Annotated in this window: 6 protein-coding genes; 4 read left to right on the forward strand and 2 right to left on the reverse strand. The window is 34.1% G+C overall.

Features of this window, described 5'->3' with window-relative positions:
• The first annotated feature begins 56 nt into the window (after positions 1–56).
• The 3 genes from DW006_RS12430 (at position 57) to DW006_RS07380 (ending at position 12,416) form a co-directional block, all read left to right on the forward strand.
• Positions 57–1,328, forward strand: a complete 1,272-nt coding sequence (locus DW006_RS12430; RefSeq protein WP_117999713.1) for a helix-turn-helix domain-containing protein — start codon at positions 57–59, stop codon at positions 1,326–1,328.
• 248 nt (positions 1,329–1,576) lie between these two features.
• Positions 1,577–9,460, forward strand: coding sequence for a hypothetical protein (locus DW006_RS07375; protein ID WP_117999714.1), 7,884 nt, complete (start codon positions 1,577–1,579; stop codon positions 9,458–9,460).
• Positions 9,461–9,470: 10 nt separating this feature from the next.
• A complete protein-coding gene (locus DW006_RS07380; RefSeq protein WP_117999715.1) occupies positions 9,471–12,416 on the forward strand; it encodes a hypothetical protein in 2,946 nt (981 codons plus the stop codon).
• A gap of 82 nt (positions 12,417–12,498) precedes the next feature.
• On the opposite strand, the gene DW006_RS07385 is transcribed toward DW006_RS07380, so the two are convergent.
• Together DW006_RS07385 and DW006_RS07390 are read right to left on the reverse strand one after the other, a co-directional pair.
• Entirely contained in the window at positions 12,499–14,169 is a 1,671-nt protein-coding gene (locus DW006_RS07385; protein WP_117505915.1) for a recombinase family protein, read from the reverse strand.
• On the reverse strand, positions 14,170–14,367 hold the full coding sequence (locus DW006_RS07390; RefSeq protein WP_054328110.1) for a hypothetical protein: 198 nt from the start codon (positions 14,365–14,367) through the stop codon (positions 14,170–14,172).
• Here DW006_RS07390 and DW006_RS12435 point away from each other — a divergent pair.
• A complete protein-coding gene (locus tag DW006_RS12435) occupies positions 14,341–14,580 on the forward strand; it encodes a tweety protein (protein WP_117505918.1) in 240 nt (79 codons plus the stop codon). The two genes, DW006_RS07390 and DW006_RS12435, sit on opposite strands and share 27 nt — an antisense overlap.
• Positions 14,581–14,584 lie beyond the last annotated feature (4 nt).

Here is a 14,584-nt window from a genome sequence, read left to right on the forward strand (position 1 = left end):
AAATTTGCAACAGCTTTTTATACGTGCTATAGTTAATTTATAAAGGAGAGAAAACTATGGAATCACATAAAACTTCAGCACAAATAATTATGTCCTTATGTAATGAAAAAGGAATTACAAGGCGCGAATTGGCAAGGCGATTAAATGTAACTCCATCTCAGATTAGTCGAATAGTTAATGAAGAGACTAAAACCATAAGCAGCGAAATTCTTATTGGATTAACAAAAGAATTTGGAGTGTCAGCAGATTATATTTTAGGCCTTACAGAAAAAAAAGAAAACGAAAACAAAGGAAATGTGCATATAGATTATAACCCACAAAATAAAGAGGTTGTACGCATACCGATGTTACTTATGAGCTCTTCATTTCAACTTGGAAAATGCTTAGAGTTTATAGAAAGTATTGAAGATGTTCCACAAAAAGAAATGGCATATGCAGAATATTACTACTTTAGTGGACAGCATGAAAAAGCCGTAAAATATTCAGAAATGTATTTAAATCATGAAGACATAATGTTAAAACTTTCTGCAAGTCTTATATACACTTTTGCAAATTTATCTTTAGATAGGATAAATTCTGCTAGAATAGGATTAAATCGGTTAAGAGAATATTTAGAGAAAGCAATGTCAATGGAAATTGATAAAAAGACCCGTGCATGCTGTGTGTTTGTAGCTTCAGCTGCTCATACATTGCTTCATTTACCTGTAGGAAATATTCCACCATTGTCAGAGTATCTTAATGAATTTACTAAAGGAATGCAGTTGTGGGGAGCTTATGTTTTAGCGCATAAGACATATCTTAACAAAGAATATGAAAGGTCACTTGGGATAGTACAGGCATGTATTATGACTTCAGATAAAATATATCCAATAGCTTTTATATATTTAAATTTAGTTGCGGCAATGGACTGCATGAATATGATGGAAAAAGAAAAAGCAAAAGAGTATTTTATGAAAGCATGGGAAATTTCAAAACCAGATGATTTAATAGAAGGCATAGGAGAGCATCATGGACTTTTGCAGGGACTTATAGAGACTTGTATGAAGAAAGAACATCCCGATGACTATGCAAGAATAATTGATATTACATATAAATTTAGTGCCGGCTGGAGAAGAATTCATAATCCTGATACAAATGAAGATGTTGCAGATAACTTAACAACCACAGAGTTTACTATAGCAATGCTTGCTAATAGAGGATGGACAAATAAGGAAATTGCTGAACATTTGGATATTACTACAAGAACTGTAAAACAACATTTAACATGTGTATTTAGTAAATTAAATATAACAAATAGAAAACAGCTTAAAGATTTCATGCTAAGATAGAAAACAGAATATTGTATAAATGTAGTAGAAAAAGTACTACTAATAGAATGGACATTTTTTAATGTTTTTCCATTTTTTATTTCAAATTAATTTTGAAATTATGGAATTAAACAGAGAAAAATGTCCATTTTTTTGAAAAAATGTACGATGCGGAAAATAGTTACTTAATTTATAATTTAATTAGAAAATTATACCTTAGTAAGAAACGTAAATTATAAATATATTGTAAAAGGGAAGGAGAAAGGATTATGTTAAAACACAAATTAGTGACAATGAGAAAAGGTAAAAAAATTCTAAGTACAGTTTTAGCGACGGCAATGATTATAACAAGTATTCCGGCAATGAATTTTTTTAAGGGTGCATTAAATGTAAATGCAGCAGTTACATATGCTCCCAAAAAAATTGGAGTATCTCTATTATGCAGTGATATGTTGTCTGGAAATTATGGTGATAATGTATATAAAGCTTTATTAAGAACCAATTCATTAGCAGAAGACTCCAAAAACGGTAGCGCTTTTAATAATGTAAATATGTTGGGACTTACATATCAAAATCGTCATGGTGATAAAGGAAAATCTTACAGAGCAAGTTTAAAAGACGAAAAATATTCAGGACTGTATGATTTAGCTAAGAAAGGACAAATTCAACAAAGCATTTCTGCAAATGTTAAAAACCATAATCATAGAAGTACCAAAAGACATTGGAACAAAATAAAACAATATTGCAAGGTTATTTTTGGATACCCTTTGGGAAGTAATAATGATTGGTTTAGCGGTAAACTATTTGAATCAAACAATAATTCAGACTATTCAACTATAGGTGGAAACGATTATTGGAATACAATGAATCCGGACAAAGGATATAAAAACCAGTTAGCGGTATATATGACTGCCAGAAAAGGCTGTGAGAATTGTAGTGGTGCATATGTAGAAAATGTATCTATAGCATTAAAGGATACAAAGGCACCAACTATTTCAAAAATAACAATTACATCAGCGCAGAACACAGATACAGCAACAAAATATTTTAAAGCAGGTCAGACAATCTATGCAAAGGTAAAATTTAGTGAATATGTAAGACTTGCAGATAATAATGACACTAGTAAACAATCAACGGGAATTAAATTAGGTTTGGCATTAGGCAAAAAAAATACAAAAGAAGTTACACAGATATATGCTGACTTAATAAGTTTGAAAAATGATGAAGCCATTTTTTCTTATAGGGTTCCTGCAACAATGAAAATTGATAATGAAAACTACAAAACAGACTTTTTTATATCAGGACTTGCAGATATTAATAATCAGAAAAGTTTTGTAGTTACATCTTCTGCTAATAAGAACAATAAGTTTGATAGAGTATTTTTGGATAATAAGGGGAATACACTTTCATATTCAAGTGGAACAATGAAAAAGCTTGAAAGTGGAGTAAATGATAAAACAAAAGTTGAAAGTAATATAAAGAAAACAACATGTGCAATTACAGATATTGCAGGAAATCCAGTAGATGTTAGCAGCTTTAGGGTAGACTCAGCATATAAGAAAGGTGTAGGTATTTACAGAACATATCTTGATGCGGTTAATCCTGGAATTAAAAATGTAATATTTTCAACAAATCAGAAAAAAGACAGCAACAACGACAATGCCAATAACTATTTAAAAAATGGAACAAAATTACATACGAAAGTTGTACTTGATGAAAACATAAAAACAATTGCCAGTGGGGATTATTCTAAAATTAAGGCAAAGTTAAATGTATATAATTCAAATGGAAGTCAGATAACAACTACAGTTAAGAGTATTTCTTATGGAGAAACAACAACAATTGAATTTAATCAGGTTACAATAGACAAAAATATGTCAATAAGACCCATATCAAAAGGCAGTGAAAAATCAGAATACAAAATAACGGTAACAGACATTGAAAATAAAAATATGTTAAAGGACTATTCAGATAATAGTTTAACAGAAATTGGAGATTTAAGATCAAATACGGGAACAGAGTATTTTTTAGATAATGAGTCACCAGTTATTAGAATCGGAGATGAGGAGATTGATTCTTCAAAAAAATATTCAATGGCAAGATGTGAGACAGAAGGAGAAGTGTATAGAGTTGTATTTAACACAACAGATGTAGATACACAAAGTGGAAGTAATTTATTTCCTTTTGCCTCAGGAGTAATTGGCGGAAAAGGTTCTATAAGTGTTGACTTGAAATCAAGCACAGTTTCAGATTTTCAATACATATTATCGCTTAAAGAAATATCAAACAGGGATTTATCGAAGAAAACTTTTAGAAACGGTAAATCAAACAGAGAGTTGGCATTAGATGGAACTGATGAAAGAAATACAACATTCTCTCTTACAGGTAAAACAAGTTATGTATATTTATATATAAAATTTATTGACAATGTAGATTACAGTGACATGAGTTCAGGATTGAATATAGAGATGACATCTGCAGATGTAAATGAAAACAGCATAACTAAAATAACGAATTTTGAATATGAACCAAAAGATAAAATTAATCCAACTTTAGCTTATGAGGGAATTACGTTAAAGGAGAATTCTGACAATACAGCTTACCAGGAAGCAAAGGTAAGAATAAAAGATGAAGGAGGAATTGACACTAATAACATCAAATATATTTGGGTTAAAGAGGGAAATGAAGTTCCATCTGTAGAATCATACAAACTTCTTCAGGCAGAAAATGTAAAGAACATAAAAGAAAGTAATGGTAAAGTAATTGAGTGTGTTGCTACAATTAACACAGAAAACATTTCACAAAATCAGATTTATAATGCAGGATTATATGTATGCGCCAGTGATATAACAGGAAATCAGACCGTAAGTGAAAAATTAGTAGTAGCAAATATAGATATGACAATGCCAACACTTCAGGTTTCAGTTCCCGGTAATATTTCTAACAAAAAATCATCATTAGTTGTAAATGGCCCATTTACATCAAGTAATAATGATGTGAGTATGTTTGTGGTAATTGAAGATCCACTGAATCCGGAAAATTATTTCATAAGGGATAATTCAGGACAGGCTTCTCAAATTGCATCAAAGGAGGAGGAGTATCTAGATAATAAAAAACTTCCATTTAATTCTGAATTTTCAGATACAGAAGTAAACAAATGGAGTTATGGAAAAATAGAAAAAAGTGGAAGTACATATACGATAACAAAGGAATTTAATATTAACCAACAGTCAGACAAAAAATACAGAGATAGATTCCTTGCAATATCAGGAAATATGTATTATGGAAAAGTTAGAGTATTAGCAGGCACAGGATTTAAGGCATCAGCTTTTTCTGAAAATGGAAATATTATAAATTTTGATTCATCAAAAGGAAGTTTAATAAGTGATGAATTTACTATGATGCCCGATGAATACGGTCTGTCAAAGTTAAAGGATGTATCTGCAAATGATTTTATAACTTATGATGGTGATACAAATAAAATAGATATTAATCCAAAAGATAATTATGGTAAACAGGTAAACAAAGAGGATTACATTAATTATAATCCTGAGGATAATAAAGCGGAGTATTTATCTTCTCTAGAAGGTGCCGGGTTTGATATTAAAATATCTAATATAAGGACTAAAGATTTTTCCACAGAAAATATAAATTACAGTTCAAAAAATTCATATATACGACTGGAAAATGTAGATGGATATATTGTTTATCAGTGGGAGGTTACTGAGGGGGTAACAACAGAAAACATCGAAATTCCGGAAGATTTGAAATTAGCAAATGGAAAATATGTGTTAAAAGTATCACTGGCAAATTATGCTGAAGAAGGCAAAACAGAGATGGTTTCAACGGCTGAATACGACAATATATTTGTTTATGATTATTCAGATAAAATGACAGAAGCTTTTGGTATTAATAGTGTATCTACAAAAATTAATTTTACAGCAAAAGACGAGTACGAAAATACTGAACGTCCTCCATATGAAGGTTTTGAAAAAACAGGTGATTATAATTTCTCGAGAACATTAGAAGATAAGAGAAAAAATGATTATACATTAAACACAAAGGATGCTTACGATACAGACACATTATATCTTGGAAATTGTTATACAGATACAGATGATAATAAAGTTATTTCATATGACAGAACAATAGAATTAGCAGTAAATGAAATGACAAATGAAGACTTAAATGATTATTGGATTAAGGTGTGGACTGGCGATTCTTCAAATGAGAATAAAGCTAAATGGTTTAAATTTGAAGAATTTAACAACAATAACAACACTATGACAATAACAGTAAAACCTATTGATGCTGCAAAAGTTAAAAATATAGAAACAGCGCAAGAGTTTTATGCATTAGATAATTCTGATGAAAAATGTGAAATTCCGGTATTTGAAGGCTCTAATACTATTTCTTATAGGATTATGAATATAGGTGGTAATAAATCAAGTGTACATGAAGTAGAAATTATGTATCATACAAAAGCTCCAACCCTTGACATTGATGTTGATAAAAACACTAGTGTTGTTGAAAAGATGGAAGCAAGAGTTGTGAATATGGGAAGTGAGCTTGTAACAAAGGATGTTTCGTTGTATGAAACAGATTTCAAAGGTGATGAGTCAAAAGTGAACCCGATTAGTCAACGGACTTTTGAATACATACAAAATGGCAGACATCTATATTATGCGATAGATGGGTACGGCAACTTAGCTTATACACAGTTCTATATTGAAAATATAGACTGTCGAACACCGGTGGCATCATTTAAATCTATATCTCCGGCAAAATTCCAATCATATGAAGGCGCCGATGAAGATGAAGGATATTTAGAAAATGCAGTTTTAGAGGTTGATGTAAAAGATGACAAGCCGCTTAACAATGCTCAAATTGAAATTGCAGTAGATGATAAGGATGCTTTTACTGTTAATGCTACAGATAAGTGGGATTATGGTGATGGGTATGCAGGCGCATATATAGGTAGAACTGAACTGGAAGGGACAGGAATAAATAATATACAGGTGTCTTATGGCCCGGAAACTGATGGTGGGTACTATATATATATGTATATTCAAATGAATGATGACATTGATAGTAGTAAATCTTTGAGAGAAAAGATTAATCATAGAGTAATAATTAATGTTATTGATGAAGTCGGACACGAAATGGAAAAAGAATTAACTACTGATGGCGAAGAGTTTTATGGACTTAACAATGTTCCTAAAATTAAAAGTGTAGAAAGTGAGCCGGAAGGAGAAGCAATTTATGTTCAATTTACCGGAAAGGTAAGAGTAACAAAAATAAATGGGAATGATGTTCCTCAAGAGTTATATGGAACAATGGATATGATGGATCGTTTTCCAATAACAAGAGGAGAGGGAATGGAGCATTATTTTGAGGGAGCAGATTTAAAAGGAATTGTATTAAAGGATTATTTCGGTATATGTAAGGATGGAACATATGATATTGAATATGTGGACGTTTACAATAATAAATATACAGAAAAAATTGAAGTTAAGGATTTCTTTGGCGATTATGCTGCCAATATAGAATATAGCACATTGTCAAAAACAAATCAGAATGTAGTAGCAACAATTACGGGAGTGGATAAGAATTCGGAATTGACGCTTAAAGAGAGTCAGGAGAAAAGTGATAACTATACGGTAACATGGAATAAGAATAAGTCAAAAGCAATTGTTGAATTCAGTGCTAATGATACCGTAACATTTAATCTTACTGTTAAGGGTGCTGCTGAAGAAAAAACAGTTGAGTATAATGTTTCAGTTGGAAATATTGATAAGAAAGCACCAGACGATGTGGAAGTAACATGGGTATTTAAAGAAACAGGAGATATTATAGAAGGGAAAGAATTAAATACTGAAGAATTGTTATCACTTTCTACAAACAATGATGTTGAAGTATATATTTCATCACCAACTGAGGAAATATACGGAATAAATGGAAAAGAGCTTAAGCACACATTTAAACATTCAAATAGAACAGAAAGAAATTATACATTTGAGTATGCAGATGAATGTGGAAATTCAGGAGAACCAATTACAGTAAAGTTACCGGATGAATTGATTTTAACAGATTACGAAACACCAATACCTGAAGATGGGGAACAAATAACTGATATCGAAGCACCAAAGGTATCGGCGGAAATATATGCTGTATATGATGGAATGTCAGAGTATAAAACCTCGTGGAATCCGTTAAGTGATACATTTGAAGAAATTTCTAAAGATATTGGTTATACAGGAGGATATCAAATAAAGTATACTTTGTTTGATGTAAGTAAATCAAAAATTGTTGTTCTTAATGGATTAAATCAATCAATAGATGAAATTTCATATAATAGTATGTCGCAAAATATAAGTGGAGTTAAAGTATCGGAGATTGATAATAGCATAGTGATTACGGAGGAATGTGGAATTACTGTAGTGGCTGTAGATGAGGCTGGTAACAAAGTTGCCCATAGCTTTAGTGCAACTAAGTTTGATAAAGAAAAGCCTAAGGTTACAGTAAAAAAAGTTGGAAAGAGCTTTACACAAATGCGACTTCAATTCTATACAGATGATAATACGGATACAAAAAATCAAAATGGAACAATTCTGCCCATAACGAATGGATTAAAAATGGGATTAGATGACGAAGGTTATTATTACTATATGGATGTAAATAATAACGGAAGTTACAACACAACATTCAAGGATAAAAGTGGAAACAAAACTACTGTAACAACTAATGTTACGGAAATTGATAGTGATGCACCGAAAATTAAGGTGTCTTCATGGAGTCCATGTTATACAAAGGATGGAAAATTATATGAAAAAATAGCACCAACAGAACCTGTTAGAGTTTCAGTAACTTTAGCATTAGATTTTAATAAGACTGTGTCAGAGATTAAGGTATATTATAAAAAAGATAGTTCCTGGATCTTAGATGATGGTAGTTTTTCTTCAACTCTTATAGAACTTGGAGGAAGAAAAGCTAAAGTAGAATTTAAGGAAAAAGTTCCAGGAATAGTCAAGGTGGTAGCAACGTCACCTAATGGTATGAGCAATGAATTGACAGATATTGATCTTCAGGGAATAGTTGATAAGGAAGCTCCACAGGTAACTGTTACAAAAACAAGTGAAAACAATAAAGTCAAATTCGTTTGCAAATCAAACGAAAAAGTTCTTGTAACAGGATGCGACCATGATACAACATACGGAGCAAATACAGATATACCTTTAACAGTAAAGAGTAATGGAACATATGAAATTTCATTTACTGATATGGCAGGTAATATTACAACTAAGAATGTTACTGTGGATTCAATAGATGAAACACCACCAAGCGTATATGCAGTGGGAATACCTGAAGATTATGTTTCACCACAAAACTGTAAAGTTAAAGTAACAATGTCTGAAAAAGGAACAATTACCTTCCAAGGCAAAGATTACAGTGTGAAAGCACCGGTAGATTCTAATAATGATGGAAAATTAGTTGGTGATGAGTTAGATTGGATTACTTTACCGATTAGTAAAAATGGAAGCTATCAGGTAAAGGCAACAGATCAGGCAGGACTTGTTTCATACAAATTACTACAAGTTAAATATGTAGATGATCAGGCACCTAATATTCAATTTAACAAAACGGTGTTAAATGTATCTCAGGGAACAACTTCAAAGGAACTTGAGGAAGAATTATTAGATGATAGTACATTTGTTTTATGGGATAACATAGATAAGGCACCAACAGTAACTGTTAAAAATATGTTAAGTGAAAAACAGTTAAATAACCAAGGCATTTATGAAGTGGAATATGTCCTGACAGATAGTGTTGGAAATAAACGAACAGTAAACAGATATGTAAAGGTTATAAGTTCTGCGAACTTGAAAGTTAGGGTAAATGGAGAGTTAACACAATCATGTGATACTACAATTTTATTTGACAACAATGTGGATATTACTCTTGAAAAGTCTAAGCGAAGTGGTGAATCTTTTAAGGTTTACTACAAAAAAGGAATTAGAAAAGCAGGCTCAATGAAAAACGCCAAAGTATCTAAAAATGGAAAATTAAAAGACTTAGATATAGGTTTCTATACACTGTATGTTGTTACGCAAAATAAAGAGTCATATCTAACATATCTCTTCATAGGAAAATAGGAGGACAAAGATGGGAAATATTATTACTAAAAAAATAGCTAAAAGCATTATCTGTTTAGTACTTTCATTGGCGTTAGTAATAACTGCAATTCCAGCAGATTATATGGCAGCAGCTAAAAGCCCATTAAGCGAAACTACGTCAAAGGAGAGTAATGGATTTCAGATAAGCAGTCAGATTTTATCTTTGGAAAATGAATATACATCTGTTCAAATGTCAGGTGAGAATGGTGGATTTTACATATCAAATGTAGAAGGTGATAAGACAATAAAATCTGACAATAATAAGGAATTATTGTATCACAGTGACGATTATGATACATCATTTACATCTTTTAAGATAACAAGAAATGGTAAAACTGCTGTATACATTTTTGGAGAGGATTACTCATATGAAGGAATCGAAACAAGTAAGGTTACAGTGTTAAAGGATAAAACTGGATTATCAGCAAAGTGGACACTGGGTGATTTAGAATTCACCCAGCGTCTGGAACTGGCAAATTCCGGATCAAATGAGCATGGAATGGTATGCATTACATACAATGTAAAAAATAACGGAACAGATAATGTAAGCATAGAAGCAAGAATGCTGTTAGATTCAGCAATTGGAAATCAGGATTTTGCATATTATGAACTACCGGACACATCTTATAGTAGTAATACAATTGAAAAGGAATGTGTAATTAAAGGGGAAGAGATTCCTGCAACATTTTATGCATATGATGATTTAAAAAATCCACAGGCAACAGCAAGTACTGTTATTTCATCAAAGGGAATGCTAAAGCAAATTGCCTTTGCACATTGGAATTCCATTGCAGCAACAGATTTTGATTTTGCACCAAATGAATCATTGGATTTTACAAATGAAGGAAATGATCAATATGGAACTGCGGATAGTGCTATGGCAATGTACTATGATTTAGGTACAGTTAATGCAGGTAAACAAGGAATTGTAAATACATATTATGGTGTTTTTTCCAATGAGAAGGTTAAACCGGAAATCAATACAGTTGCGTTTAACATAACAGCGCCGGCAACATTAAGCTTATCAATCAATGGAAAAAATTATGTGTCTAATTGTAACAAAGATACAAATGGTAAATATAAAGAAGATGGAATATTTAATATACAGACATCTTTAAAAAATATATCTGACAAGGAAAATTATGACGAGGTGGTTGTTGCAGCGTATGCGTCTGAAGGTTTAACACCATTAGATGAACATCAGCAAAAATTGTCTTACGAGACAAGCTATGCCAAGCCTTACAGATGTTCTTATGTAGATTTCAAAAAAGGTACAAATATTAATATTCCGTTTTATTTCAAAGCGGATGTAGATACTTCAGCAACCTATAGAAAAATAACATTTAGAGTATACAAAATTACAAGTAAAACAGATTCGAATCTTTTGTATGAAAATATGTTATATGAGGGGTCCACATATGTACTATGTCCGGGAGGTAACGGTAAGTTACCGGAAATAACATTTAATAGTGCATCTCCAAAGATTTTGTATAATGATTTATCAAGACATTTATATATTACGGGAAAGAATTTTTCAATGCTTGAGGATAAAAGCAGATACACTCTTTATGCTAAGGGAGAAGATACGGAATATAAAATTCCTTCTTCAAACATAACCGTATATGGAGAAGAAAATAAAATAGATGTTCTATTTAATGAAAAAATGAAACCTGGAACATACAAGTTGGTTTTTGATTGGATTGAACCACCTGCAGGTGTAGATAAAAAAACTACAGGGGATGCTCTTTCAATAGTAATGTCAGATGACATTAAATATAGAAATGACTACTATGGGTTATTAGCTGTGGTTCAGGAAAAAAATACAAAAGGTGACAGTGCAAAGTACAACATAGAATCATTTTCTGATGAGACAGAGTATGAGAAAAATAAAAGTAAATATGAGGAAGTATTACTTTTATTTAAAGGGGACTTTATAAAAGATGATACTTACGATAAAGGTGAAGATGGTGAAAATGTAAAGTATGTAGCAAAGTCTTTGGATGGAGATAAAGACAAGATTGTTATAAATGGATGTATTGATGCTCTTGACGGTATAATTACATTAACAAAAAAAGATGGAGAAATTAATACAGATTTTGATGATGTTACGTTAAATGCATCGGTGGAAAATACAAGAATATATAAAGGAAATGCAGGTTTTACTTCTATCGTGAATGGAGAAGAATATAGTCTTGTACCATATAATACAAATGGAGAAGAATTAGAAGATTTTGAGGATCAGGTTATTACACTGGTATATCCAACTGCGTTAAATGGATTAATGACAATTGCAGGAATGGCATTTAATTTATCATTTGCAAGACTTGGAATGATGTATGATACTGATGAGGAAAATGCAGCAGATGTAAAGGAAGACGAAGCTAAAGGTTTTGTAATGTCTTTTTCGGCAAGTCTCGATTTAAGCTTCCTTATACCTGTATCAAAAAGAAATGCAGTGACAAATGACGATAAAGCAGCAGGGTCGGACGTATTTTCTGACACAGGAGCCAAAGCATCAGATCTTAGAAGTGAATGGAATAAAACATATAGTAAGAAAACCGGAACATCAGGAGCTATTGCAAAAAATAAAAAAGATAAAGAGAAAACAAAGGGAACAGTTCAGGTAAAGAATGTCCTTTATGGAATGAATCAGGGATTTATTGGGGTTAATTTTGATGCTGAAATAGAAGTTCCCGGGTATACAGATTCCATGCCTAATATTGTGGGAAAATTAGAAGTAAATACAATTAATAACTGGTCATTTAGCGTTGAAGGAAATGCTTCTTTCCTTAAATCAATTACACTTGAAGTTAAACTTGGTTTTAAAAGTCATAATAATGTACCTATAGTTGACAATTTATATTTTTATATTCAGGGAATAAAGCCTGGAATAAATTTAGATTCAGTAGGAGTCAGCTGTTTTATCCCCAATTAGGTGTAAAACTCTGCTCGATGGCGGGCGGCGGCGTACAAAAATCTATATGGTGTTTTTAAGAGAACCGTCCCGGCAGGACAGGTCAGGCAGTGACCTGTTCCACCTCCGGGATGGGTTTGAGATTAAAATGAATTTCGATAGAAATGTGTCTTATTTTATCTTCGTCAATGCGCTCATGCACGACGATTTCTTTGATTAAGCGGTTAAGGGTGGCTGCGTCCAGCTCTGTGATGTTGGCGTATTCCTGAATGGCTTCCACCCATTGTTTTGCGTCATTGGCAAGCTGGACTTCATCGGACAGCCGCTTCCTGCCCTCTGACACTTTTGTTTTAAGCTCCGTCTGCTCGGTCTGTGTCTTTTCCAGCATGGTGTTGAAATTCTGCTCACTGATACGCCCTGCAATCATATCCTCATAAAGCCGCATTACCATTTTGTCCAGAACCTCAATCCGTTCCTCGTCCCTTGTAAGGGAGCGTTCCATTGCTTCCCGCTGTTCCCGCTGCTCTGCTTCACAGGTATTGGTCAGGCGGTCGGCAACCGCTTCCCCGTCCATCAGGGCAGTTCTGGCACATTCCCGGATTTTCCGCAGCACATGGCTGTAAAGGGTGTCATAATCAATCCGGTGCTGGGTGCAGTGGTTCTTTCCAAAGGCGTTGTAGGTCTTGCAGGAATAAATCCGCTGGGGATGTTTTGCGTTTGTGTAGCGTATCGTCAGCGACTTCCCACACTCGCCGCATTTTACCAGTCCGGCAAACAGGCTGATTTCATTGGTCTGCCCCGGACGCTGGCGGGATTTCAACTTATTCTGCACAATGTCAAAGCTCATGCTGTCAATCAGCGGTTCATGCTGTCCCTCCACCACAATCCAGTCCTCCGGCTTCTTTTCCCCAATCGTGCCGATTTTGAAACGGTAGTCTTTTTTCTGAGAAGCAATCGCCCCGGTGTAGACGGGATTCATCAAAAGGTCTTTGATAACGGAGAAGTCCCACATATACCGCCCGTTTTCCGGGTCTTTCTTTTCCCATTTGGTGCGGGTATTGCGAAGCCCCCGTTCCCGGTTCCACCATGTGGGACAGGGGATTTTTTCTTCTTCCAGCCGTCTGCGGATATAGTTCGGACCATGACCGTTCAGGGCATATCCGAAAATCAGCCGCACAATCGGGGCGGTTTCCTCGTCAATGAGCAGATGGTTTTTGTCCTCCGGGTCTTTCCGATACCCAAACGGGGCAAGACACCCGGTAAACTGTCCTTTCTGCGCTTTCAGAAGATAAGAGGAATGGACTTTCTTGGAAATATCCTTGCTGTACATCTCATTCAGGATATTCTTGAACGGGGCAATGTCGTTGTTATCTCGCAGGGTGTCGATACCGTCATTCATGGCGATATAGCGGACACCGTTTCTTGGGAAAAAGTCTTCAATCAAATGCCCGGTTTGCAGATAGTTACGCCCCAGTCGGCTGAGGTCTTTCGTGATGACAAGGTTGATCTGCCTGCGCTCAATGGCTCTCAACATTCTCTGTAAATCAGGACGCTCCATATTAAGACCTGTGAAGCCATCGTCCTGATAGACTGCCACAACCTCCCATCCCTGCTTTTCGCAGTATTTTTCCAGCATATCACGCTGATTTGCGATACTGGCACTTTCGCCTTGCAGGTCATCGTCCTTTGACAGCCTGCAATAGACCGCCGCACGATAGCCCCCGGCAAGTGCCTTTCCGATTGTTCTGTATTCCATTTCGTTCATCATAGCCATTTACCCACACAATCCAGACGGTATCTGGCTCTTTTGAACCTCATCTTCATTATACTTCATATCTTTCTTTTTAGCAAGATATTCTTTTGTATTTGTTTTTCCGTATTTCTGGGAAATCAGGCTGACGAATACATCGGTTGCGTCAAGCTCCCCGTCAAACACAGTAGTCACATGAATCTCTGTTTTGTTTTTTGCCATAGGCAGTTATCCTCCATACATGAAAATAGCCAGACAGAGGGTGTCGGCAACGAAGTCCGGCAACGGGCTTCAAAAGACCTTGCAAACAATCTCAATCTGGCGATGGTTACTATTTATACTTTTCTTTTATTTTTCTGTTGTTTTGGTTGTTATAAGGGAGAAAAGCCCGGAAATAAGGGTTTTTCCCCGGCAACCGGCTCGGCAACGGAATAGCAAC

Source organism: Eubacterium sp. AF36-5BH, assembly GCF_003460505.1.
Taxonomy (GTDB): Bacteria; Bacillota; Clostridia; order Lachnospirales; family Lachnospiraceae; genus Eubacterium_G.

Excerpts from the sequence above, each read along its gene's own strand:
- DW006_RS07380 (WP_117999715.1), top strand. The coding sequence starts at position 9,471 with ATGGGAAATATTATTACTAAAAAAATAGCTAAAAGCATTATCTGTTTA.
- DW006_RS07375 (WP_117999714.1), top strand. The coding sequence starts at position 1,577 with ATGTTAAAACACAAATTAGTGACAATGAGAAAAGGTAAAAAAATTCTA.
- DW006_RS07385 (WP_117505915.1), bottom strand. The coding sequence starts at position 14,169 with ATGGCTATGATGAACGAAATGGAATACAGAACAATCGGAAAGGCACTT.
- DW006_RS12430 (WP_117999713.1), top strand. The coding sequence starts at position 57 with ATGGAATCACATAAAACTTCAGCACAAATAATTATGTCCTTATGTAAT.
- DW006_RS07390 (WP_054328110.1), bottom strand. The coding sequence starts at position 14,367 with ATGGCAAAAAACAAAACAGAGATTCATGTGACTACTGTGTTTGACGGG.
- DW006_RS12435 (WP_117505918.1), top strand. The coding sequence starts at position 14,341 with ATGAATCTCTGTTTTGTTTTTTGCCATAGGCAGTTATCCTCCATACAT.